Source organism: Marivivens aquimaris (assembly GCF_015220045.1).
In the GTDB taxonomy this organism is placed as follows: domain Bacteria; phylum Pseudomonadota; class Alphaproteobacteria; order Rhodobacterales; family Rhodobacteraceae; genus Marivivens; species Marivivens aquimaris.
Window position 1 is genome coordinate 2867206 of record NZ_JADBGB010000001.1, and the last position, 23056, is coordinate 2890261.

The window sequence follows — 23056 nt, forward strand, 5'->3', positions numbered from 1 at the left end:
ATGCGGCCGAGGCCGAAATCATGCTGGCGCTCAAAGACATTGATCTGCCCGTTGCCGAAGCCATGCGCTACGCCGTGCGCGGCGGTAAGGGCTTGCGTGCATTTCTCGTGATCGAAAGCGCGCTGCTGCACGGCGTGATGAACGCATCCAAAGCCGCTGCCGCGATCGAGTGCGTCCACGCCTATTCGCTGGTCCACGACGACATGCCCTGCATGGACGACGACGACCTGCGCCGCGGACAGCCGACCGTGCACTGCAAGTGGGACGAGGCGACGGCTGTCCTTGCTGGCGATGCTCTGCAATCGCTCGGGTTTCTGCTGCTGTCCGAGACCAGCTGCGAGGCCGAGCTCCGCATCGACCTGATCCGCAGCTTTGCCCGCGCCGCTGGTGTGCGCGGTATGGTGGGTGGCCAGGCGCGCGATATTGCTGCCGAAACCGCTGCCACCCCGTTGACGCTCGAAGAGATTACCCGCCTGCAAGCAGGCAAGACCGGCGCACTGATCACGTGGTCTGCCACCGCTGGCGCTCGCATGGCCGGTGCTGATATCACGCCGCTGCGCACATATGGCGACGCTCTCGGTCTGGCATTTCAGATCTGGGACGATGTTCTGGACGTAACAGGTGATGCAGCGACCGTAGGAAAGGCCGTGGGCAAAGACGCGAATGCTGGCAAAGCGACATTTGTTTCGTTGCTTGGCCTCGATGCAGCAAAGCGTCGCGCCGCTGATCTCGTGACCGAGGCTTGCGATGCCCTATCTACTTATGGTGAAAGCGCGGAAACCCTCCGTGAGGCTGCACGTTTCGTGATCGCCCGCGACAAGTGAGACGACAATGACCGACCGACCGATCACTCCGACGCTGGACAAGGTCCAAAGCCCTGCCGATCTGCACCGCATGAGCGATGCCGAATTGCGCCGTCTGGCCGACGAACTGCGCATCGAAACGATCAGCGCGGTATCGGAAACGGGTGGTCACCTTGGTGCCGGCCTCGGAGTGGTCGAACTCACGGTCGCGCTGCACGCTGTGTTCGATGCGCCCAAGGACAAGATTATCTGGGACGTCTCGCACCAGTGTTACCCGCACAAGATCCTCACGGGTCGCCGTGATCGCATCCGTACGCTGCGTACCAAAGACGGCCTGTCCGGTTTTACCAAACGCTCCGAGAGCCCGTACGACGCATTCGGCGCGGGCCACTCGTCGACGTCGATTTCTGCCGCGCTGGGCTTTGCCGTGGCGCGTGACCTTGGCGGTGTGACGCCCGAAGGTGTTGGCGACGCAATTGCCGTCATCGGTGACGGCTCGATGTCCGCCGGTATGGCGTTCGAGGCGATGAACAACGCTGGTCACCTCGACAAGCGGATGATCGTCATCCTGAACGACAACGAGATGTCGATTGCGGAGCCGACCGGCGCGCTGTCGTCCTACCTCTCGCGCCTTTACACAGGCGAGCCGTTTCAGGACCTGCGGTCCGCCGCCAAAGGCGCGGTCAGCCTGCTGCCAGAGCCGTTCCGCGAAGGTGCCAAGCGCGCCAAGGACATGCTCAAGCACATGGCCATTGGCGGTACGATGTTCGAAGAACTTGGGTTCTCCTACATCGGTCCGATCGACGGTCACGACATGGACCAACTGCTGTCTGTCCTGCGCACCGTGAAAGCACGCGCCGATGGCCCTGTTCTGATCCACGCGATTACCAAAAAGGGCAAGGGCTACGCCCCCGCTGAGTCCGCGCGTGACAAGGGCCACGCTACGGCCAAATTCGATGTGCCGAGCGGTAAGCAGCACAAAGCGCCGTCGAATGCGCCGAGCTATACCAACGTCTTTGCCGAGGCGTTGATGAAAGAGGCCGCGAAGGACAGCAAGATCTGCGCAATTACCGCTGCCATGCCGGACGGCACCGGCCTCAAGAAATTCATGGAGCGCTACACCTCGCGTTGCTTCGACGTGGGCATTGCCGAACAGCACGCGGTGACGTTCTCTGCCGGTCTCGCGGCTGGCGGGATGAAGCCATTCTGCGCCATCTACTCGACCTTCCTTCAGCGTGGTTACGATCAGGTCGTCCACGACGTCGCGATCCAGCGTCTGCCCGTCCGCTTTGCCATCGACCGCGCCGGTCTGGTTGGCGCTGACGGTGCGACCCACGCCGGTTCTTACGACATCGCGTTCATGGCGAATCTGCCGGGTATGGTCGTCATGGCCGCCGCCGACGAGGCCGAACTGACCCGTATGGTTGTCACCGCTGCGCACCATGACGAAGGCCCGATCGCTTTTCGCTTTCCGCGCGGCGAAGGCGTCGGTGTCGAGATCCCTGAGAACGCAGAGCCGCTCGAAATTGGTAAAGGGCGCATGATCGTCGAAGGCTCCGGCGTTGCGATCCTGTCGTTTGGCACCCGTCTGCAGGAAGTCATGCAGGCCGTCGAAGCGCTGAACGCCAAGGGTATCACGCCGACCGTAGCGGACGCCCGTTTTGCCAAGCCGCTGGACCGCGACCTGATCCTTGATCTCGTCGCGAAGCACGATGCGCTGATCACGATTGAAGAGGGCGCTGTCGGTGGTTTCGGAAGCCATGTCGCGCAACTGCTCGCGGACGAAGGCGTGTTCGATCACGGCCTCAAGTTCCGCAGCATGGTGCTGCCCGATACCTTCATTGACCACGCCAGCCCGCGCGATATGTACGCGACCGCTGGTCTGAACGCGGAAGATATCGAAACCAAAGTGCTCGAAGTTCTGGGCGTCGCGAGCGTGGCGAAGCGGGCTTAACCTTCCCGCTTCAACAGATCGTCAAGGCCAGCACGATAGTCCGGATATATGAGGACGACGCCAAGCTCGTCCTTGATCCGGTCGTTCCGCACTTTCTTGCTTTCGGCATAAAACGACCGCGCCATCGGGGTCATTTCCGCCGTCTCGAAATCCTCGGCAGGAGGGATTGGCATTCCAAGCAATTCGGCGGCGTATGCAATGACGTCTTCGGGCGGAGCGGGATCGTCGTCACAGACGTTGTAGGCAGTACCGGGGTTCGGACGGTTGATCGAAGCCAGCAGAACCTGCGCGATGTCTTCGACATGTGTCCGGCTGAAAACCTGTTCTTTTTTGATAATTCTGCGAGCTGAACCACTACGAACTTTGGAAAACGGACCCCGCCCCGGACCGTAGATGCCTGCGAGCCGGAAAATGTGAAGCGGCACATCCATGCTGCGCCAATCAGTTTCGGCCATCACGCGCAGCTGGCCGCGCTTGGTGGCGGGGGTCAAATCGGCACTCTCGTCCACCCAGTCACCATTGTGATCGCCGTAAACGCCAGTGGTGGAAAGGTAACCGACCCACGCAAACTGATCGCGTCGCTTCGCGATCTCGTCACGGAGTTCGTTCAGCACGGGGTCGCCATCCTCGGAAGGAGCAGCAGAGATCAGTAGGTGTGTGGCGTCATCCAGCGCGGCGGTCAGGTCCGATCCTGGCCAGATAACCGGCTCGACGCCCTGAGCCTTGAGCGTTTCGATTTTCTCGGCCTTGCGAGTCGTGCCGATGACGCGCCAATCTTCCGGTAGAATGTCCGTCAGCGCTTGCGCGGAATAGCCGTGGCCAAACGAGAGAAGGGTCGGCATCGGAGCTCCTTTCAGCTTAGTCCCACCAGAAATACCAAGATGGGTTTTTGAGCAGCCAACATGCAAGCGCGTCGAGGCTGTCACTGCCTTGATCGACGCGGTCGGGGCAGTAGGCGTAGTGCTCTTCCGCCAGCTTCAGCGCGTCCTCGGCTGTGGTCGGTGGGCGCTGGACGTGGAAAACGAGCGTGTCGAACTGATGCCCGATGAGCCGCGCGCCGTAGCGGTCACGCCAGCGGCGCATGAGGGCGACGTGCACCTCGCTCACAGGGAATTCGTTCCAGCCGCCAGCGTCGAAATGCGCGGGTACCTCTGTCGGGTCGGAGGTCGGGATCAGGCCAATGTAGACCGTGTTCGCGGGCTTCTGGGTCAGCGGGTTCTGCGCAGCGATCTGAATGGCGTCGAGCGGTTCGTGGCGCGGCGTGATGGCGATGTCTTCGCGCGGTGGCTGCTCGCGCTTCGCCTCTGCGAACCAGCTATCGAAATCGAACTTGTTCGCGGCCGACAGGACCTCGGCCACCGACCGTTTGGACGGCAGATCGTTGAGCATCTCCAGCGAGCGCAGCGAGCCTAGGATGATCGGCGTGTGCTCGCGGTTGTTGGCTTCCTTGGCGATGACCGCCTGCGCATCCGTGCCGCTGCATTCAATCAACGGAAATGGCGTCTTTACCGGCCCGACGTGCTGCGTCTGGTCGTAATACAGCGCGGGCCGCTTCTTTTCTCGCAGGAGGCGTTTGAGCAGGTTCATTCGGTCTATCGGAGTTGTTTGGCGCGTTCTGCCATCAAAGACCTTGGGGCAGCAAGGCCGCTTACGTCTTGAAGACGTTTCATAACTAGTGTCAGATTTGGAAATGGAACGGTTTACCGCAAATCACTTTAAAGAGCCCCGCCATCCGGGCGGACGTGCTCGACCGTTCACGACTTTATCCGAGGAAATTGTATGACGATTGGGATCAACACGCCCGCACCGCGCCCTACCGAGAGCTTTACGTCCGCCGCCGCCGCCGTTGATCGCTTGATCGAACTTTATGACGAAGCCGTCGTTTACCTGTCGCAGGCTTTCGCGAATGCCGTGACCTCGGGAATGCCGGACGGCCGGTTCCGTGCTTACTACCCCGAGATCCGCTTCACCTCGACCAGCTACGGTCTGTCGGATAGCCGCCTGTCGTTCGGCCATGTCGCGACCCCCGGCACCTATTCGACGACCGTCACCCGTCCGCGCCTGTTCGCGAACTACCTGCGTCAGCAAATCGACCTTTTGATCAAAAACCACGATTGTCCGGTTGAGATCGGACCGTCCGAGACACCGATGCCGGTTCACTTCGCGATGGCAAACGACGACGCCGTCACCGTTCCGCACGAGGGAGCGCTGACGTTCAGCCTGCGTGATGTGTTCGACGTACCGGACCTTTCGACGACCCACGACGACATCGTGAATGGGACAGGGTTTACCTATCCCGACGGCTCACAGCCGCTTGCGCCGTTCACAGCGCAGCGCGTCGACTATTCGCTGGCCCGTCTTGCGCACTACACCGCGACCGCGCCGGATCATTTCCAGAACCACGTGCTCTTCACCAACTACCAGTTCTATGTGGAAGAGTTCGAAGCCTACGCGCGCATGGTCCTGTCCGATCCGGAGAGCGGCTACACAGGTTTCGTCGCCCCCGGCAATGTCGAGATCACCAAGTCCGACGAGGCGCTCGTGCAGCCCGCAAAGATGCCCCAGATGCCGACCTACCACCTCAAGCGTGCAGACGGCTCGGGTATCACTCTGGTCAACATCGGTGTTGGTCCGTCGAACGCCAAGACAGCCACTGACCACATCGCCGTTCTGCGCCCCCATGCGTGGCTGATGGTGGGTCACTGCGCGGGTCTTCGTAACTCGCAGCGTCTCGGTGACTTTGTGCTGGCGCACGCCTATCTGCGCGAAGATCACGTGCTTGATGACGACCTTCCTGTCTGGGTGCCGATCCCCGCGCTGGCCGAAATCCAGATCGCGCTGGAAAGCGCCGTGGAAGCGGTCACGGAGCTGCAAGGTTTCGAGCTCAAGCGCATCATGCGCACGGGTACGGTGGCCACCATCGACAACCGTAACTGGGAATTGCGTGACCAGTCTGGTCCGGTCCAGCGCCTCAGCCAATCGCGTGCTGTCGCGCTCGATATGGAGAGCGCAACCATCGCAGCCAACGGTTTCCGCTTCCGTGTGCCCTACGGCACGCTGCTGTGTGTGTCGGACAAACCGCTCCATGGTGAGTTGAAATTGCCGGGAATGGCGTCCGATTTCTACAAAACGCAGGTCGCAAGGCACCTCATGATCGGCGTCCGCGCCATGGAGAGCCTGCGCGAGATGCCGCTCGAACGGATACACAGCCGCAAGCTTCGGAGCTTCGAAGAGACTGCATTCCTTTAAAATAAGGGGATTTCCGCCGAAATATGGTTTTTTTGACTTGCAAAAGGACCTGTTTCGTTGTGGTGATCAACAACACGCCGCTAGACTTAGCGGGAAGAGGCCCCATCGGGCAGAACAAGGGAGACCATGCAAATGGCAAAGCCGATGACCAAAGCGCAGCTCGTAGCTGCCATCGCCGAAAAAGCCGGCACCGACAAGAAGACCGCTGCCGCCGGTCTTGAAGCCCTGACCGATATCATCACTTCGGAAGTTTCCGAAGGTGGTGCTGTGACCCTTCCGGGCATCGGCAAGATCTACTGCCGCGAACGCCCCGAGCGTATGGTCCGTAACCCGGCCACCGGCGAGACCATGCAGAAGGAAGCCGACAAGGTCGTGAAAGTCACGATCGCCAAAGCGCTGAAGGACAGCGTGAACGGCTAATCGGGCATTGCATCCGATAGGTTATTGGGAAAGGGTCGCCGCGAGGCGACCCTTTTTCTTTGAGGACATTATGGATATCCGCTCTATTTTCATGGGCTTGGCGTTCGCGCTGATGTGGTCTTCGGCGTTCACATCGGCACGGGTAATCGTGCAGTACGCGCCGCCTATGACGTCGCTCGCACTGCGGTTCCTCGTGTCCGGTATCCTCGGCATCGCGATTGCCTACGCGATGGGCCAGCGCATCAAACTCAGCCGCGCCCAATGGAAAGCGACGTTCATCTTTGGTGTCTGCCAGAACGCGCTGTATCTGGGTTTGTTCTTTGTTGCGATGCAGACGATCGAAGCTTCGCTGGCCGCTATCCTCGCTGCCACCATGCCGCTGATCGTTGCGTTGTTCGGCTGGGTGCTTGGCGACCGCCCACGCCCGCTCGGAGTGCTGGGGCTGCTGCTCGGCTTTGGCGGGGTCGCGATTATCATGGGGGGGCGTATCGGCGGCGAGGTCGATGTGAACGGCCTGATCCTCTGCGCCATCGGTGTGACCGCGCTGGCTATTGCCACCCTGTCGGTGCGAAATGCGTCCTCGGGCGGCAACGTGCTGATGATCGTGGGGCTTCAGATGCTCGTTGGCGCCACTGTGCTGGCCGTACCTGCCGCGCTGCTTGAAACGGGTCCGATCATCATGAGCTGGCAACTCATCGTCGCGTTCTTCTACACGACGCTCGTGCCGGGCCTTCTGGCGACGCTGGTGTGGTTCCTGCTGGTGCAGCGGGTCGGTGCCGTCAAAGCGGCGACCTTTCACTTCCTGAACCCGTTTTTCGGGGTCGTGATCGCTGCGGTCCTGCTGGGCGAGGCGCTAGGCATTGCCGACGTCATTGGCGTCGCCATTATTGCCGCAGGCATCCTCGCCGTGCAGCTCTCCAAACAGAAGAAGCTGGCTTAACCGATCTGGCCGCGAACGCCGCCGGTCTGTGCGCGGTCCAGTAGGATGTGATCGAGGATCACACACGCTGCCATCGCTTCACCGACCGGAACGGCACGGATACCGACGCAGGGATCGTGACGGCCTTTGGTGACGACCTCGGTCGGCGAGCCGTCCATCAGGATCGAGCGGCGCGGGCTGAGGATCGACGAGGTCGGCTTGACCGCGAAACGCACCACGATGTCCTGACCGGTGGAGATACCGCCAAGGATGCCGCCTGCGTGGTTCGAGCCGTAACGGATTTCGCCGTTCTCGTAGAAGATCTCGTCCGCATTATCGCGACCAGTCAGCGCGGCAGCGTTCATGCCCTCGCCAATCTCGACGCCCTTAACGGCGTTAATTGACATCATCGCAGCAGCCAGATCAGTGTCTAACTTGGCATAAACAGGTGCGCCAATGCCTGCGGGAACGTTGCGGGCGACGACTTCGATGATCGCGCCCACGCTGTTGTGGTCGTCCTTCCGCAGCCAACCGAGGTAGTCTTCCCACTCGTGCGCAGCCGTCGCGTCAGGGCACCAGAAATCGTTCTGGTCGATGGTCGCCCAGTCAAAACGGTCACGGTCGATGGTCTTTTCGCCCATCTGGACCATGTAGCCTTTGATCTCGATACCCGGAGCGAGCTGCTTCAGCACCTCGCGCGCCACACCGCCCGAAGCCACACGGGCCGCGGTTTCACGCGCCGACGAACGGCCACCACCGCGGTAATCGCGCAGGCCGTATTTCTGGTGGTAAGCCAGATCGGCGTGACCGGGGCGGAAGGACTGGGCGATATTGCCGTAGTCCTTGGACCGCTGGTCGGTGTTTTCGATCATCAGCTGGATCGAGGTGCCCGTGGTCGTGTCTTCGAACACACCCGACAGGATCTTCACCGCGTCGGGTTCGTTGCGCTGGGTCGTATTCTTGTTCTGACCTGGTTTGCGCTTATCCAGCCACACCTGGATCATCTCAGGAGTCAGCGGGACGCCCGGCGGAACACCGTCGACAGTGGCACCCAGAGCGGGTCCGTGGCTTTCGCCCCAAGTGGTGGTGCGGAAGATATGGCCGAAGGTGTTGTATGACATGGGCGCCTCCTTTGCCCTGCGTTTACCGCGCGTTGGCTGCTTGTCCAAGCTGTTTCATCATTTTGCTTGCGCCCGAATAGAAGCTGGATATGTTTCGTCTCACCTCGGGGTGCTGGCGATGCTGGCTGAGATGCGAAAGCGAACCCGTTGAACCTGAACCGGTTAAAACCGGCGGAGGGAAGGTCATTAGATACGCTCTAGGCCCCCATCCGTTCGGCGCATGGAGCAAGACTATGAAGAACTACCTCTACCATGTTGCAGGACTTTGCCTCGTCGCTACTGGCGCAATGGCGGATACCCCTGTCCTGAACGTTTACACCTACGATGGCTTTGACAGCGACTGGGGCCCCGGCCCGCAGATCGAAGCGGCGTTCGAGGAAACCTGCGCTTGTGATCTGCAATGGGTTGCAGCTGGCGATGGCGCTGCCGTCCTGTCACGCCTGCGTCTCGAAGGTGACAACACCGACGCTGACGTCGTGCTCGGCCTCGACACGAACCTCGTCGCGGCTGCCCGTGAAACCGGCTTGTTTGCTGCGACCAACGTATCAGCTGAATACGATCTGCCGGTCGCTTGGGAGGACGACACCTTTGTGCCGTTCGACTGGGGCTACTTTGCCTTCGTCGCGAACAAGGACGTCGAGGCGCCCGCCGATTTCAAAGCGCTGGCTGACAGCGATCTGAAGATCATCATCGAAGATCCGCGCTCGTCCACGCCGGGCCTTGGCCTGCTGATGTGGGTGAAAGCCGCCTATGGCGACGAAGCTGCCGATGTCTGGGCTGATCTGGCCGACAACATCGTTACCGTCACGCCGGGTTGGTCGGAGGCGTATGGCCTGTTCCTCGACGGCGAGTCGGACGCTGTGCTCTCCTACACCACCTCGCCCGCGTACCACGTCATCGCCGAAGAGGACGACAGCAAGACCTCGTGGAGCTTTGCCGAGGGCAACTACATGCAGGTCGAAGTCGCGGCCAAGCTTGCATCGACCGACACGCCCGAGCTGGCTGACCAGTTCCTCGCGTTTCTCGTGACGGACGCGGCCCAGTCGATCATCCCGACCACCAACTGGATGTTCCCTGCGGTCACTCCCGAAGCCGGCCTTCCCGAAGGTTTTGGTGATCTGACCCAGCCCGCTGACGCTCTGCTTCTGTCGCCGGAGGATGCCGCTGCCGCTGCTGCGCCGGGGATCGAAGAATGGCGCGACGCACTCGCTCAGTAAATTTACCGCGCTGGCCAGGGGCGGCGGTTGTCGCCGTCCTCTTGTTGCTGACGCTGGGAACGCTCGCCGCAGTCCTGTGGCGGGCGGATTCCTTTAGTGGTCTTGGCCGCGCTGATTGGGCGGCGGTCAGGTTCACTGTTATCCAAGCCTTTGTATCTGCGCTGCTTTCCGTCGGTTTCGCGATCCCTGTCGCTCGGGCGCTGTCGCGTCGGCGATTCATCGGGCGCGGGCTTTTGATCACTCTACTTGGTGCGCCGTTTATCCTACCTGTGATCGTGGCGGTCTTCGGACTGCTGGCGGTTTTCGGTCGCAACGGGCTGCTGAACGAGGCGCTGCAATGGCTCGGCGTATCCAAGGTTTCGATCTACGGGTTCAGCGGTGTCGTCCTCGCGCATGTGTTCTTCAACCTGCCTTTGGCGGTGCGGATGATCCTGCAAGGCTGGCTCGCCATTCCGGCGGAGCGGTTCCGTCTGGCAGCGTCGCTTGGCGCGCCTGTCGGCGTGCTGCTTGAACGCCCCATGCTGCGCGCTGTACTGCCTGGAGCCTTCCTGTCCATCTTCCTCATTTGCCTGACCAGCTTTGCCGTGGCCCTGACGCTCGGCGGCGGGCCTAAAGCGACAACGGTCGAGCTGGCGATCTACCAAGCGGTGCGGCTCGATTTCGCGCTGGACCGCGCTGCGTTACTGGCGGCGGTGCAGTTCGGATTAACCATCGTGGCGGCTACGGTGTCGCTTTGGATTGCGCTGCCCGAAGGGTTCGGCTCCGGCCTTGACCGCGAGATCACGCGCTGGGACGGGCAGAAGACTTGGCAGAAGGTCGTGGACTTCGGGTTCATTACCCTTGCGGCGCTGTTCCTGATTTTGCCGCTGATGATGGTGATCCTGCGGGGTGTCGCTGGCCTTTCCGACCCGCCGTCATCCATCTGGCCCGCAATCGGGCGATCGCTAGCGGTGGCGCTGACGTCAACGGCGCTATGCTTGTTTGCTTCGCTCGTGCTGGCCCTCCGCGGCGGGCGGGCGATCAATGTCGCCTCGGCTCTGCCGCTTGCTGCCTCGTCGCTCGTCGTCGGCACGGGGCTATTCGTGCTGGTGCAGCCGTGGATGAACCCCGCCAAGGCGGCACTGCCCGTCACGGTCGTCATGAACGCGCTGATGGCGCTGCCATTCGCACTGCGGGTCATCGAACCTGCCGTGAACAAGGCCGAGGCAGACTACGCCCGCCTTTCCGACATGCTGGGCCTTAAAGGCTGGGCGCGGGTCCGGATCGTGATCCTGCCGCGCATCCGCCGCCCACTCGGGTTTGGCGCTGGCCTTGCGGCTGCGCTGTCGATGGGTGACCTCGGCGTGATTGCGCTCTTCGCGACTGAAAAGCAGCAGACTCTGCCGCTGCTGATGTACCAATTGCTCGGAAGTTACCGGAATGACGCGGCGGCGGGTGCGGCGCTCGTGTTGCTTGGCCTGAGCCTTGCGCTGTTCTGGCTGTTCGATAGAGGAGGGCGCGTCGATGTTGACGCTTGATGCACTGGAGATCACGCAGGGCGACTTTCGCCTCTCCGCCGAAATGTCATTCAAATCAGGGCAAGTCACCGCGCTGATCGGCCCGTCGGGTGCAGGCAAGTCTACTTTGCTGTCCATCGTGAACGGTTTTTTCGCGCAGGCCTCCGGACGTGTTCTGTGGAACGGGCAAGCCATTGACGACCTGCAACCTGACGAGCGTCCCGTCGCGACACTGTTTCAGGACAACAACCTGTTTCCGCATCTGACCATCGCACAGAACGTCGGGCTGGCGCTGGGGCCGAAACTGTCGTTCGGGAGCGATCCACGCGTGGCAGAGATGCTGGCTGCGGTCGGTCTGACAGGGATGGAAGACCGCAAGCCTGCACGCCTCTCGGGCGGACAGCAAAGCCGTGCCGCGCTAGCGCGTGTGCTGTTGATGGACCGCCCAATTGTGCTGCTTGATGAGCCGTTTTCAGCGCTTGGTCCGGGCCTTCGGACCGAGATGCTCGACCTTGTCCGTAGCAAGCTCCTGACGCCGGACCGGTGCATTCTACTCGTGACCCACGATCCCGACGATGCGCGGCGCAGTAGTGATACGGTGGCGCTGATTGACGACGGTGAGGTTGCGCCGCCTGTGCCGACCGAGGAGCTTTTCGCAAACCCGCCGGAGCGGCTCAAAACATACCTCGGAATATAAAAAAGGCCCGCCAGATTGGCGGGCCTTCTTCATTCGGTCGAAGCAGGATTAGTGCTTCTTGTCTTTGTTTTTGTGCGGCGCCCAGATGCGCTTGTTGGTCGCGTAGAGCAGAACCGACAGGACGATCAGGAAGATCACGCCGGTCAGACCAGCGGTCTTACGTGCGTTGAGCTTCGGTTCGGCTGCCCACATCAGGAATGCCGAGACGTCTTCGATCTCGTGCTCCAGCTCGTTCGAGTGCTCGTCGTCGAAATCGACGTCTTCACCCATGAGCGGCTGCGGCATTGCGATCCAAGAACCCGGATACAGGTGGTTGCCGTGCTCGTCCTTACACTCGTTCGGGAAACCGCCGGTTTCGAAAACGGTGTTGTAGTAGCCCGGGAAGTCTTCCGGAGCACACTCGGGTGCTTCGTGATAGCCGTGCAGCAGCGACGCGATGTACTCGGGGCCGCCCATGCCTTTGACGATCTGGTTGATGCCCAGACCGTAGGGGCCGTGGAAGCCAGCGCGAGCCTTGGCCATCAGCGACAGGTCAGGTGCGTTCGACATCGAAGAACCCGGGAACTTGTCTGCCGGAGTAGCGGGGCGGTAGTCGCCGTCGCCGCCAGCAAGGGTCGGATCCCAAACTTCGAAGTTACCGGCGTAGGCGTAGACCTGATCTTCCGGCAGGTGCGGTCCGCCCTCGTCGGCAAGGGTGCCGAAGCGGACGAATTCCATGCCGTGACAAGCTGAGCAGACTTCGGTGTAGATCTTCAGACCACGCTGAAGCTGCATCTGGTCGTACGAGCCGAACGGGCCTTCGAACGAGAAGGCAAAGTCTTCGACGTGGCTCTCGCCACCGCCCGCTGCCTGAGCACCGGACGCGAGGCCAAGAACGATGGCAGCGGAAAGGGTTAGTTTACGAAACATCTTTCGGTCCTTTCTCACTCGGCCGGGGTGCCGTAGTGGGCGTTGAAGTCTTCCTCGATGGTCGCCGGCTGTGCCAGCGGCTTTTCGATCACGCCGAGCAGCGGCAGGATGATGAGGAAGTATGCGAACCAGTAGGTCGCAGCGATGAGCGAAATCCAGTCGTACGGGAAGACGGTCGACTGGGCACCGACCCACATCAGGACGAAGAAGTCGACGACCAGCAGGGCGAACCACCACTTGAACATCGGACGGTAACGACCCGAACGGACCGACGAGGTGTCGAGCCACGGAGCCAGCGCCATGACAGCGATCGCGCCGAACATCGCCAGAACACCGAAGAACTTGGCGTCGACGATGCCGAAGGTGATGAAGCTTACGAACTGAACAGCCCAAACGTCGGCGGTGAAGGCACGCAGGATCGCGTAGAACGGCAGGAAGTACCATTCCGGAACGATGTGCGCCGGAGTCGCCAGCGGGTTCGCCTGGATGTAGTTATCGGGGTGGCCGAGGTAGTTCGGCATGAAGCCGACGATGGCAACAAAGACAACGAGGATCACGGCCAGTGCGAACAGGTCCTTGATCACGAAGTACGGCCAGAACGGCAGGGTATCGCGCTCGGCTTCTTCTTTCGAAGTGCGGCGGACTTCCACACCGGTCGGGTTGTTGTTGCCGGTCGAGTGGAAAGCCCAGATGTGCACGATGGTCAGGCCGGCCAGAATGAACGGCAGGAGGTAGTGCAGCGAGAAGAAGCGGTTGAGAGCGGGCTGGCCAACAGCGGTCGCACCAAGCAGCCAGGTCTGGATGGCTTCACCGATGAACGGGATAGCGCCGAAGAGACCTGTGATAACTGCGGTACCGTGGAAGGACATCTGGCCCCAGGGCAGAACGTAGCCCATGAACGCGGTGCCCATCATCACGAGATACATCAGCATACCGATGATCCAGGTGACTTCGCGGGGCGCCTTGTAGGAACCGTAGTACAGGCCGCGGAAGATGTGGGCGTACACAGCGATGAAGAACAGCGAAGCGCCGTTCATGTGGAAATAGCGGATCATATGACCGCCGTTCACGTCACGCATGATGTGTTCGATCGAAGCGAACGCCATGTCTACGTGTGGGGTGTAGTGCATGACCAGCACAACGCCGGTGATGATCTGAAGACCAAGGGTGAACGCAAGGACAATGCCCCAGATCCACATCCAGTTCAGGTTCTTCGGGGTCGGGATCATCAGGGTGTCATAGAGCAGGCCGATGATGCCAATGCGGTTGTGAAGCCACTTTTCGCCGCGTGTCTTCGGCTCGTAGTGATCGTGCGGGATACCGGACATTCGTGCCTCTCCTTAGCCGAGCTGGATGGTCGTGTCGTCGATAAACGCGGCGACGGGGACATCGAGGTTGCGCGGAGCCGGTCCTTTGCGGATACGGCCTGCGGTGTCGTAGTGCGAACCGTGGCACGGGCAGTACCAGCCGCCGAAATCGCCGGCTTCGCCGAGCGGAACGCAACCGAGGTGGGTACAGATACCCATCTGGACGAGCCATACGCCGTCTTCCGACAGGGCGCGGTTTTCGTCGGTTGCCGGTGCGTCGCCAGCAATGTTCGAGTTCTCAGCGACCGGGTCAACGAGTTCGCTGACGTCAACCGCACGAGCCTGTGCGATTTCTTCTTCGGTACGCGCGCGGATGAACACCGGCTTGCCTTGCCACAAAACAGTAAGCTGGGTGCCGACTTCCACCGTCGACACATCGACACGGATCGAGGCCTGCGCCTGGACATCGGCGGAGGGGTTCATCTGGTTGACCAGCGGCCAGACAGCGGCGCCGGCCACTACTGCACCGGCACCAGCCGTTGCATAGTAGATGAAGTCGCGGCGGGTGCCCTGGTGTTCTTCGTGGTTTGACACGGGGTGCATCTCCGATTGTTCCGGGCCTGAAGGCCCATACGAATGGGACAGAAGGCGGAATCCCGCCGTCCATTGGGGCGCTGTTTAGCCACGATTTGTCTTTACGTCTAGCGGACAATCGGGCGCAGGCGGCATAAAGCTCTTGAATAATCAAAAGGGGATACCAGTGATCGAGGGGCAGTGCCTTTGCGGAGAGGTCAAATTTCGCTTCCACGGAACACCCGAGTACCTCAACGAGTGTAATTGCGGCGCATGCCGTCGATATGCGACGCTTTGGGCCTACGGAGATCACGACACGATCGAGATCGAGCATGGCGAAATGGTAGTGTATTTTCGCAACGACAAGACGCTGGGTTTCTATAGCTGCGCGAAATGCGGATGCACGACTCACTGGGATGGCGCAGAGCCGGGATATCGCGGACGCCGCGCCGTCAACATGCGTCTGGCCGAGCCCGAAGACATCAAGGACATCCGGATCCGTCACTTCGACGGTCGCGACACTTGGACATACCTTGACTGATTCTACGGTGCCTCACTTGAGACTCTTCGGAGCGAGGCGTAGCATCACGCCGAAATTCATGGGATCTGACTGATGAAAACCAAACTGTTTCTTACTGCCGCCGCTCTCGCGACGCTTCCGGTCGCTGCGATGGCCGAAGTCGAGCTCAGCTTCTATTCGGGCATTCAGGAATCGCCCCACGCCAAGGTCACCGGCTACGATCCGGACAACCTCGTGTCGCAAGACCTGTCGTTCACAGCAGGTTGGGAAGGCAAGTCGTTCGAGATGCCGCCGTACTACGGTCTGCGCGCAACGTGGTGGCGTAGCGAAAACTGGGGCTGGGGCGTCGAGTATACCCACAGCAAAGTCTACGCGAATGCCGAGACCCTGAACGACAACGGTTATTCGCGCCTCGAGCTGACCGACGGCATGAACATCGCGACCCTGAACGCCACCTACCGTATGCCGAACCAGTGGGGTGCTGTGACGCCCTACGCCGGTGCGGGTGTCGGTTTTGCTGTGCCGCACGTCGACGTTCAGGCCACCGGCAGCGCGACCCATACATGGGAATACCAGCTCACCGGTCCGGCGATGCGCCTTTATGCCGGCGCAAAGTACGACCTGAATGCCGATTGGGCGCTGTTCGGCGAGTATCAGTTCTCGTACTCGCAGCACGAGATCGAACTGGATAACGGCGGCAACATGGCCACCGACATTATCACGAACGCCATCAACATCGGCGTCAGCTACTCGTTCTGAGTTGAGGGGGCTTCGGCCCCCTTTTTCATTCGGGGCGGGTGCGCGCCAGCGACGGGCGTTCCGACACTGTTGCCTGCCAATCGGACAGAGCGGCGCGTCCTTGGCGCCAGTTGCGGTCGCCGCAGCGCAAATCCACATATTCCAGCGCAATACAGGCCGCGAGCGACGCCATCGTCGTCGGGCCTTCCAGTACATGCATCCAGTCGTCTTCGAGCGCAGAGATCGCACGGTCGACTTTGGCCCATTGTGCTTCGATCCAATCTTCAAAGACCATACCGTCGGGACGGAAACGCTTTTCATATGTCATGAGCACGGCGGCTTCCATGATCGCGTCACAGGCCGCCTCGACCGTGAGGACTTCCCAGAGGTTTGCATCCGGATAGAGGCCGACGTTCCACAGTGAGTCGAAATAGCGTGTAATCACGCGGCTGTCGTAGATCGCGTGCTCGCCTTCACGGATTAGCGCAGGGATTTTGCCGAGCGGATTTGCCGTCAGGATTTCCGGCGCGGTCGCATAGGGCGAGGTCGTCACGGAGATTTCTTCGACCGCGGCTTCGTGACCACTCTCGTAGAGGGCAACGCGGGCCTTGCGAACGAACGGGGAGGCGGCGGAAGTAATCAGCTTCATCTCAAATCCTTTACTGTCCCAATTCCGGCTGCGCCGGAGCCTCCGGCGGAGGTATTTGGGTCAGATTGAAGATCAGGCGCGAAGCTGATTGCCGTCAATGCCTTTGATGACCGCTTCGATAATCTGCGACTCGGACTGGTCGGTGTCGAAGAGCACTTCGGTAAACTGCGCGGTGCGGCCCATGCGGTCGTTTTCCATCAGGATGTGATGGGTTTTGCCGACCTGAGCGGCGAGGTGGCGGGCGACGACTTCGTCACCTTTGGCGCGGAGGCGGGCTGCGCGGTCTTTGATGGCCTTGCCGTTTACTTGCGGCATACGCGCGGCGGGAGTGCCAGGGCGGGCCGAGTAGGGGAAGACGTGCAGCCAAGTGAGGTGGCAGTCATCCACAAGGCGCATCGAGTTTTCAAAGGCTTCTTCGGTTTCGGTCGGGAAGCCAGCGATGATGTCCGCGCCGAAGGTCATATCGGGACGCAGTTTGATCGCATCTTCCGCGAAACGAATAGCATCGTCGCGCAGGTGGCGGCGCTTCATCCGTTTGAGGATCAGGTCGTCACCGTGCTGGAGCGACAGGTGAAGGTGTGGCATCAAGCGCGGCTCGGTCGCGATGGCCTGCATGAGGTTTTCGTCGACCTCGATCGAGTCGATGGACGAAATCCGCAGGCGCGGCAGGTCGGGGACCAGTTTGAGGATACGCATCACCAGATCGCCGAGCTTCGGTGTGGCGGGCAGGTCGGCACCCCAAGAGGTCAGGTCGACGCCTGTCAGGACGACTTCGTTATAGCCTTTGTCCACGAGGCGTTTGATCTGGTCGACCACGACACCCGCAGGGACGGAACGCGAATTGCCGCGGCCGAAGGGGATGATGCAGAAGGTGCAGCGGTGATCGCAGCCATTCTGGACCTGCACATAGGCACGCGAACGTGTTCCGAAGCCGTCGATCAGGTGACCAGCGGTTTCGGTGACGGACATGATGTCGTCGACCTGCACGGCTTCGGTCTCGCCGATCAGATTAGGCGCCATGCCCTGCCACGTGGCGGGGTTCATCTTTTCCGTGTTGCCGATGACCTTGGTCACTTCGGGCATCGTCGCAAAGGTTTCAGGCTCGACCTGCGCGGCGCAACCGGTGACGATCAGCGTCGCATCGGGGTTTTCGCGGCGGAGTTTGCGGATTTCCTGTTTGGCTTTGCGGACGGCCTCGGACGTCACGGCGCAAGTATTCACGACCACGGCGTTTTCGACCCCTGCCTGCTTGGCGAGGTCCTTCATGGCTTCGGTTTCGTATGCGTTCAGGCGGCATCCGAGGGTCGAGAATACGGGCGGCTTCATTTCCACACTCCGTCAAAGACATGAGCGGTTGGACCGGTCATCCAGACGCCGTCCTCGCGCCAGTCGACGTGCAGCGTACCGCCGTCGAGGTCGATGCGCACTTTACGGCCCGTCAGGCCACGGCGGGCGGCTGCCACGGCGGTCGCGCAGGAAGACGACCCGGAGGCCAGTGTCAGGCCCGCACCGCGCTCCCAGACCCGCATCCGCAAATGGTCGGGACCGACGACGGAGGCGAACTGAACGTTGGTGCGCTGGGGATAAAGCGGATCGTGCTCGAACTTCGGGCCGAGGGTCATCAGGTCGACCGCTTCAGCGTCATCCACGAAGAACGTACAATGCGGATTGCCCATGCCGGTCGCGGTGGGCTTGCCGTCGATGGGCAGCTCCAGCGTATCCATTTCCTCGCGCAGCGGAATTTCGTGCCAGTTGAGCTGCGGTTGCCCCATGTTGACCGAGGTCAGGCCATCACCTGCGTCGAGCGCATAGAGCGTGCCGCGGTCGGTGGTGATCGTCAGTTCGGTCTTGCCGGTGCGATCCATCTCCCAACGGGCGATACAGCGGGTGGCATTGCCGCAAGCCGCAGACTGCGAGCCGTCGGAATTCCAGAACACCAGATGCATGTCCGACTCGCGACCGTCATGGATTGTAGCCAACTGGTCGAAGCCGATCCCGCGGTGGCGGTCGGCCATGGCAATAGCCAACGACTCGGTCACCACGGTGCCGAGTTCGCGTTCATCTATCACTACGAAATCATTGCCTAACCCATGCATTTTCATGAAGGGCAGGCCGGTGTTCTGTTCTGCGCGCATGGGGGCCATATAAGCGCCACCGAAAAAATATTCCAGAGACGCCATTTGCGGGTTGACCCTTTTCACCGAGATACATAGAAGGCGCCCCACAGTGGGCCGTTAGCTCAGTTGGTAGAGCAACTGACTTTTAATCAGTGGGTCGCAGGTTCGAATCCTGCACGGCTCACCACTTACTCAAAAAGACGCCTCTCGCAGGCGTCTTTTTTGTTACAAGACTGTCAATTATCGAATTGACGCCACCGCGACCGACACCTAGAAGTCGCGGCATAGTGGGCCGCTAGCTCAGTTGGTAGAGCAACTGACTTTTAATCAGTGGGTCACAGGTTCGAATCCTGTGCGGCTCACCACTTCCATGAAAAAAGACGCCCCTCGGGGCGTCTTTTTCGTTTCAGCTGTTGAGGTCGATGTCTGGCAGAGAATCGAAGGCCGATTTCAGCGCCGTCCCCCAACCGTTCGAGATGGCGTGATACGAAGCATCATCCGCTGCAATCCGGCGGCGGAGGCCTTGCTGGAATGTATCCGTCTCGTAGACTTGCAGATCGAGCGGCAAGCCGACCGACAGGTTCGCCTTGATGGTCGAATCGAACGACACCAGAAGCAGTTTGGTCGCTTGCTCCCACGTCATGTCAGGCTCGAACGCACGAACGAGAATCGGTTTACCGTATTTGGTCTCGCCAATCTGGAAGAATGGCGTGTCATCGCTGGCTTCGACGAAGTTGCCTTCGGGATAGACGAGGAACAGGCGCGGTTCGGAACCTTTGATCTGGCCGCCGAGAATCAGCGTCGCATTGAACGTCGCATCGGCGCGCTGGCCGGTCATGGCGTTCTCGGCGATGGTTTCCTTGAGCATATCGCCCACCAGACGCGCGATCTGGAACATCGTCGGCGCTTGCATGATCGACGGCGCGCGATCCTCGGGCGCCTTGTTGCGCTCTTCGAGTTTGGAAATGACGGCCTGAGTCGTTGCGAGGTTACCGGCTGACAGGATTGTGATGAAGCGCTCTCCGGGTTCGGAGAACGTCCGCATCTTGCAGAACGACGAAATGTTGTCGACACCCGCGTTCGTGCGCGTGTCGGACATGAATACCAGACCGTTGTTGAGCCGCATTCCTACGCAGTAGGTCATTGCCGGTTGCCTCTATTGCTGCACCTGTAGTTCGACAATGAGTTCTTCACTCGCACCGCCGAACCGAGTGCCCGATATAGGTGCCGCGTCGTTATAGTCTAGTCCAGTTGCGACCCTTACATACCGTGTATCCGGCGAAATACCGTTCGATATATCGAATCCTACCCAGCCGAGACTCGGAACCAGCGCCTCTGCCCACGCATGTGTGGCTTCCTGTTCGATGCGGTCGTCCATCAACAGATAACCCGACACATATCGTGCGGGGACGCCGGCATGACGGCAGCATGCGAGGAAGATATGCGTGTGGTCCTGACAGACTCCGTGGCCCGCACTGATCGCGTCTTCAGCGGTCGTCATCGCGTCCGAGCGGCCCGTTTCATAGGCGACAGATTCAAGAATTGCCGCCGACAGCGCGTGGAGCCAGTCGAGCGTGCCGACCTCGCCATCCGTCTTCGACAGAATCGAGCGGCAACCTGCACCCGGTTTGGTGAGCGGGGTCTGGTTTTCGAATAGCCAGCACGGTGCGTTGCCCGAATGCGGGCCATAGACGCCGTGGGTGTCCACGATTTCGACGACGCCTTGGCTCACCAGCGTAACTTGCGTGGTGTTCGGCTCGAAGCTCACCAGCGTAACGTGGTTCTGATGGTGATCTTCATAGGACAGCTCGACTTTGCCGCCTTCGACCTGAATGTCCCATTCAAGCACAGTCTGGTTGCGCGTGCCTTTCGGCGTGACGCGCAACTGCTGGAGACCGAAGGGCACGGGTTCGTCGTAGCTGTAGGTCGTACGGTGAATGATGTGCAGTTTCTGGGTCATGCGTAGAACCTGTAATCGACTTCGATCTGGTTGCCGAGTTCGGCTACGCTCTTCAGGTACTCCTGAATGAACTCGTGCAGACCGTCGTCGAGCACTTCGTCGATTGATCGTTGCATGGTCCGCAGCGCGAGCTTGTCCGCCATGTCATGGCATTTCAGGCGCGTGCCGTAGTCCGCCATCAGATACCCGAGGTTATCGCGGATCTTGTCCGTACAGAACGACAGGCTGCGGGGCATACGCTTGTCCAGAATCAGGAACTGCGCGATTTCGCGGGGGCGTGGATCCTGCCCGTAGGAAATCTGGAAGCCGCCTTCGGCAGATACCGAACGCAGGATCGTCTGCCACTGGACGTTATCCAGCGACGAGCCGACCGACATCGCGGAGGGCAGCAGCACGTAGTACTTCACATCCAGAATGCGGGCGGTGTTGTCGGCGCGCTCCACGAACGTCCCGATACGCGAGAAGTCGTAGAAGTCGTTGCGCAGCATGGTGCCGTGGGTCGCGCCGCGCACGTAGGCGGTCCGCTGACGGATCATCTGGAGCACTTCAGGAAGATCGCGTTCGGCAACCTTACGGGCGAGTTTGTTGCACAGAACCATGTAGCATTCGTTCACACCCTCCCAGACCTCGCGGGTCAGGGCGGTACGTACGGTTTTGGCGTTGTTACGCGCCATGCAGATCAGGTTCAGGACGCTCGACGGGTTGTCCTTGTCGCGGAGCATCCAGTCGATGACCTGTTCGCGGGTGTAATCCGCGCCATATGCCGCCTGATAGCCCCAATGCATCGCGGCGGTTTCAAGAACGCTGGACCATTCGTCCTCACCCGATGGGCGGGTGAGCGACAGGCGCTGGCCTGCTTCGATCAGGCGCGCGGTATTTTCGGACCGTTCAAGGTAGCGGAACATCCAGTAGAGTCCGCCTGCAGTTTTTCCCAGCATCGCGTTACTCCTCCAGAACCCAAGTGTCCTTGGTCCCGCCGCCTTGGGACGAGTTCACAACGAGCGAGCCTTTTTTCAACGCAACGCGGGTCAGGCCGCCTGGCGTGATGTCGACCTTATCGGGGCTGACGAGCACGAAAGGACGCAGGTCCACGTGGCGCGGTGCGAGGCCGGTGCGCGTGAACGTCGGAACAGTAGAGAGCGAAAGGGTCGGTTGAGCGATGTAGTTACCAGGGCGCGCTTTGAGCTTCTTGCGGAAGTCGGCGATGTCCTTCTTCGTCGCGGTCGGCCCGATCAGCATCCCGTAACCACCCGATCCGTGAACCTCTTTTACGACGAGGTCTTCGAGGTTGTCGAGCACGTAGGACAGGCTTTCCGGGTCGTTGCAGCGCCAGGTCGGAACGTTCTTCAAAATGGCTTTTTCGCCGGTGTAGAACTCCACGATATCAGGCATGTAGCTGTAGATCGCCTTGTCGTCGGCGATGCCTGTGCCAGGTGCGTTTGCAATGGTGATGTTGCCAGCGCGGTAGACGTCCATGATGCCCGGAATGCCGAGCGCCGATTCAGGATTGAAGTTCAGCGGGTCGAGGAATTCATCATCCACGCGGCGGTAAAGCACGTCGATCGGCTGGTAGCCTTCGGTCGTCCGCATCTGCACACGGCCATCGACCACGCGAAGGTCGTGACCCTCGACCAGTTCCACGCCCATCTTGTCCGCAAGGAAGCTGTGTTCGTAGTAGGCAGAGTTGAAGATGCCCGGTGTCAGAACGGCCACGCGAGGGCGATCACCGGCGCAGTTCGGCGCGCAGGCTGCCAGAGAACGGCGAAGCATCTTGGGATAATTCGACACCTGCTGTACGCGGTTCCGGCTGAACAGCTCGGGGAACATCTGGAGCATGGTTTCGCGGTTTTCGAGCATATAGCTCACGCCTGACGGCGTCCGCGCATTGTCTTCCAGAACGTAGAATTCATCGGGGCCGGTACGAACAAGGTCGATACCGACAATGTGGGTGTAGACGCCGCCCGGAGGGGTCACGCCAATCATCTTGGGTTCGAATGCGACGTTCTTGGAGATCATCTCTGCCGGAATACGGCCTGCGCGCACGATTTCCTGACGGTGATAGATGTCATGCAGGAAGGCATTAATCGCCCTGACACGCTGCTCGATCCCTCGGGACAGGCGGCTCCATTCGCGGCCGGAGATGATGTGCGGAATGATGTCGAAAGGGATCAGTCGCTCTGCAGCTTCTGCACGTCCATAAACGTTGAATGTGATGCCCGTGAGCCGGAATAGGTCATCCGCCTCGCGCTGTTTTTTACGTAATCTGGACGGATTTTCGCCCTGAAACCAGTTATTGAAATCTGCGTAGGGATCACGGATCGATTCTTGCCCGCTGCCCCACATTTCATCGAAATTGACGCGGTCGTTCATAGGATCAGAATGACTAGCTGTGCACGGATACACAACC

The 23056-nt window shown here is 60.5% G+C and carries 23 protein-coding genes, 2 tRNA genes and 1 riboswitch; of the genes, 12 read left to right on the forward strand and 13 right to left on the reverse strand.

Annotation, left to right across the window (positions count from 1 at the left end; all coding sequences use genetic code 11):
- The first annotated feature begins 20 nt into the window (after positions 1–20).
- Entirely contained in the window at positions 21–824 is an 804-nt protein-coding gene (locus tag IF204_RS14125) for a polyprenyl synthetase family protein (RefSeq protein WP_228069509.1), read from the forward strand.
- Positions 825–831: 7 nt separating this feature from the next.
- Positions 832–2757 (forward strand): 1-deoxy-D-xylulose-5-phosphate synthase, encoded by a 1926-nt coding sequence (gene dxs / locus IF204_RS14130; protein ID WP_194097734.1) that lies wholly within the window; start codon positions 832–834, stop codon positions 2755–2757.
- On the opposite strand, the gene IF204_RS14135 is transcribed toward dxs, so the two are convergent.
- A complete protein-coding gene (locus IF204_RS14135) occupies positions 2754–3599 on the reverse strand; it encodes an SDR family oxidoreductase (RefSeq protein WP_194097735.1) in 846 nt (281 codons plus the stop codon). The two genes, dxs and IF204_RS14135, sit on opposite strands and share 4 nt — an antisense overlap.
- A gap of 16 nt (positions 3600–3615) precedes the next feature.
- Complete coding sequence (locus tag IF204_RS14140) at positions 3616–4344, reverse strand: DUF4253 domain-containing protein (RefSeq protein ID WP_194097736.1); 729 nt, start codon at positions 4342–4344, stop codon at positions 3616–3618.
- Positions 4345–4536: 192 nt separating this feature from the next.
- Here IF204_RS14140 and IF204_RS14145 point away from each other — a divergent pair, with 192 nt between their 5' ends.
- The 3 genes from IF204_RS14145 (at position 4537) to IF204_RS14155 (ending at position 7366) form a co-directional block, all read left to right on the forward strand.
- On the forward strand, positions 4537–6006 hold the full coding sequence (locus IF204_RS14145) for an AMP nucleosidase (RefSeq protein ID WP_194097737.1): 1470 nt from the start codon (positions 4537–4539) through the stop codon (positions 6004–6006).
- A 132-nt stretch (positions 6007–6138) separates the two neighbouring features.
- Complete coding sequence (locus tag IF204_RS14150) at positions 6139–6426, forward strand: HU family DNA-binding protein (RefSeq protein WP_167636440.1); 288 nt, start codon at positions 6139–6141, stop codon at positions 6424–6426.
- 70 nt (positions 6427–6496) lie between these two features.
- Positions 6497–7366: a DMT family transporter gene (locus IF204_RS14155; RefSeq protein ID WP_194097738.1), complete on the forward strand. Its 870-nt coding sequence runs from the start codon at positions 6497–6499 to the stop codon at positions 7364–7366.
- Here the strand turns inward: IF204_RS14155 and aroC are convergent.
- Complete coding sequence (aroC, locus tag IF204_RS14160; protein WP_194097739.1) at positions 7363–8466, reverse strand: chorismate synthase; 1104 nt, start codon at positions 8464–8466, stop codon at positions 7363–7365. The two genes, IF204_RS14155 and aroC, sit on opposite strands and share 4 nt — an antisense overlap.
- Before the next feature lie 95 nt (positions 8467–8561).
- Positions 8562–8663, forward strand: a riboswitch (TPP riboswitch).
- A gap of 36 nt (positions 8664–8699) precedes the next feature.
- Between aroC and thiB the strand changes: the two genes are divergently transcribed.
- Genes thiB through IF204_RS14175 form a run of 3 tightly spaced genes read left to right on the forward strand, consistent with a single transcriptional unit; the run spans position 8700 to position 11876 of the window.
- Positions 8700–9683: a thiamine ABC transporter substrate binding subunit gene (gene thiB / locus IF204_RS14165; protein ID WP_194097740.1), complete on the forward strand. Its 984-nt coding sequence runs from the start codon at positions 8700–8702 to the stop codon at positions 9681–9683.
- A complete protein-coding gene (locus IF204_RS14170) occupies positions 9659–11200 on the forward strand; it encodes a thiamine/thiamine pyrophosphate ABC transporter permease ThiP (RefSeq protein WP_194097741.1) in 1542 nt (513 codons plus the stop codon). The genes thiB and IF204_RS14170 overlap by 25 nt, the downstream gene beginning before the upstream one ends.
- A complete protein-coding gene (locus tag IF204_RS14175; protein WP_194097742.1) occupies positions 11187–11876 on the forward strand; it encodes a thiamine ABC transporter ATP-binding protein in 690 nt (229 codons plus the stop codon). Before IF204_RS14170 ends, IF204_RS14175 begins: the two co-directional genes overlap by 14 nt.
- A gap of 48 nt (positions 11877–11924) precedes the next feature.
- Here IF204_RS14175 and IF204_RS14180 read toward each other — a convergent pair whose 3' ends face one another.
- Genes IF204_RS14180 through petA form a run of 3 tightly spaced genes read right to left on the reverse strand, consistent with a single transcriptional unit; the run spans position 11925 to position 14686 of the window.
- A complete protein-coding gene (locus IF204_RS14180; protein WP_194097743.1) occupies positions 11925–12785 on the reverse strand; it encodes a cytochrome c1 in 861 nt (286 codons plus the stop codon).
- 14 nt (positions 12786–12799) lie between these two features.
- Positions 12800–14113, reverse strand: a complete 1314-nt coding sequence (petB, locus tag IF204_RS14185) for a cytochrome b (protein ID WP_194097744.1) — start codon at positions 14111–14113, stop codon at positions 12800–12802.
- A 12-nt stretch (positions 14114–14125) separates the two neighbouring features.
- On the reverse strand, positions 14126–14686 hold the full coding sequence (gene petA, locus IF204_RS14190) for a ubiquinol-cytochrome c reductase iron-sulfur subunit (RefSeq protein ID WP_167636456.1): 561 nt from the start codon (positions 14684–14686) through the stop codon (positions 14126–14128).
- 166 nt (positions 14687–14852) lie between these two features.
- On the opposite strand from petA, the gene IF204_RS14195 reads away from it, so the two are divergent.
- Positions 14853–15206, forward strand: a complete 354-nt coding sequence (locus tag IF204_RS14195) for a GFA family protein (RefSeq protein WP_194097745.1) — start codon at positions 14853–14855, stop codon at positions 15204–15206.
- Between the two features lie 72 nt (positions 15207–15278).
- Positions 15279–15944, forward strand: a complete 666-nt coding sequence (locus tag IF204_RS14200; RefSeq protein ID WP_194097746.1) for an outer membrane protein — start codon at positions 15279–15281, stop codon at positions 15942–15944.
- A gap of 25 nt (positions 15945–15969) precedes the next feature.
- Here IF204_RS14200 and IF204_RS14205 read toward each other — a convergent pair whose 3' ends face one another.
- The 3 genes from IF204_RS14205 to dapF all read right to left on the reverse strand — a co-directional run bounded on the left by IF204_RS14205 (position 15970) and on the right by dapF (position 18707).
- The gene (locus IF204_RS14205; protein ID WP_194097747.1) at positions 15970–16572 is read right to left on the reverse strand and encodes a glutathione S-transferase family protein; all 603 of its coding nucleotides are present in this window, start codon (positions 16570–16572) and stop codon (positions 15970–15972) included.
- 72 nt (positions 16573–16644) lie between these two features.
- The gene (gene mtaB / locus IF204_RS14210) at positions 16645–17898 is read right to left on the reverse strand and encodes a tRNA (N(6)-L-threonylcarbamoyladenosine(37)-C(2))-methylthiotransferase MtaB (RefSeq protein ID WP_194097748.1); all 1254 of its coding nucleotides are present in this window, start codon (positions 17896–17898) and stop codon (positions 16645–16647) included.
- The gene (gene dapF / locus IF204_RS14215; RefSeq protein ID WP_194098240.1) at positions 17895–18707 is read right to left on the reverse strand and encodes a diaminopimelate epimerase; all 813 of its coding nucleotides are present in this window, start codon (positions 18705–18707) and stop codon (positions 17895–17897) included. Before dapF ends, mtaB begins: the two co-directional genes overlap by 4 nt.
- 93 nt (positions 18708–18800) lie before the next feature.
- Here dapF and IF204_RS14220 point away from each other — a divergent pair.
- Both IF204_RS14220 and IF204_RS14225 read left to right on the forward strand, forming a co-directional pair.
- A tRNA-Lys gene (locus tag IF204_RS14220) sits at positions 18801–18876 on the forward strand.
- A gap of 102 nt (positions 18877–18978) precedes the next feature.
- Positions 18979–19054 (forward strand) — tRNA-Lys (locus tag IF204_RS14225).
- Positions 19055–19095: 41 nt separating this feature from the next.
- Here the strand turns inward: IF204_RS14225 and IF204_RS14230 are convergent.
- The 4 genes from IF204_RS14230 to IF204_RS14245 are packed head-to-tail and all read right to left on the reverse strand — an operon-like array spanning position 19096 to position 23019.
- Positions 19096–19833, reverse strand: a complete 738-nt coding sequence (locus IF204_RS14230; protein ID WP_194097749.1) for a proteasome-type protease — start codon at positions 19831–19833, stop codon at positions 19096–19098.
- 12 nt (positions 19834–19845) lie between these two features.
- The gene (locus tag IF204_RS14235) at positions 19846–20649 is read right to left on the reverse strand and encodes a transglutaminase family protein (RefSeq protein WP_194097750.1); all 804 of its coding nucleotides are present in this window, start codon (positions 20647–20649) and stop codon (positions 19846–19848) included.
- The gene (locus IF204_RS14240; RefSeq protein ID WP_194097751.1) at positions 20646–21587 is read right to left on the reverse strand and encodes an alpha-E domain-containing protein; all 942 of its coding nucleotides are present in this window, start codon (positions 21585–21587) and stop codon (positions 20646–20648) included. Before IF204_RS14240 ends, IF204_RS14235 begins: the two co-directional genes overlap by 4 nt.
- A 4-nt stretch (positions 21588–21591) precedes the next feature.
- A complete protein-coding gene (locus IF204_RS14245; protein ID WP_194097752.1) occupies positions 21592–23019 on the reverse strand; it encodes a circularly permuted type 2 ATP-grasp protein in 1428 nt (475 codons plus the stop codon).
- Positions 23020–23056: the final 37 nt, after the last annotated feature.